A 409-nucleotide genomic window follows, 5' to 3' on the forward strand; every position below is an offset into this window, starting at 1 on the left:
ATTGAAATTCATATTCATCCTACACCGAATCGATCAGCCGCGGATATTGCAAAAGAGGTCGCAAGGCAATTAGAAGATGCAGAGCGAAGAAAGCAATCAAGGCGGTTAAGCCAGTACCAAGACAGTGGAGAATATTAATTATGGCAATGGCAGCACTAGGCGTATTTATTTTTCATTTGCGAACAACGCCCTATCAAATGATGCAGATTAAATAAAAAATACCGTTACGGATTTAATAACCGCGTCGGTAAGCGACCTGCATTCCAGTTTATTGGTCCTGATAGTGATGATATTTCGTTAAGTGGTTCGTTATTTCCATCATTAACTGGCGGTAAGTTATCGTTATTGGCTTTGGAGTTAATGGCAGATACCGGTAAGGCATGGTCTCTAATCGATGGAACCGGCACAA

1 pseudogene is annotated in these 409 nt (G+C 41.3%); it reads left to right on the forward strand.

The window, feature by feature from the left end:
* Positions 1–140 precede the first annotated feature (140 nt).
* Positions 141–409, forward strand: a pseudogene (locus tag PROVRUST_RS20065) (phage tail protein); the annotation flags it as partial.

Origin of the sequence: Providencia rustigianii DSM 4541, assembly GCF_000156395.1 — a bacterium.
Classification (GTDB): Bacteria; Pseudomonadota; Gammaproteobacteria; order Enterobacterales; family Enterobacteriaceae; genus Providencia; species Providencia rustigianii.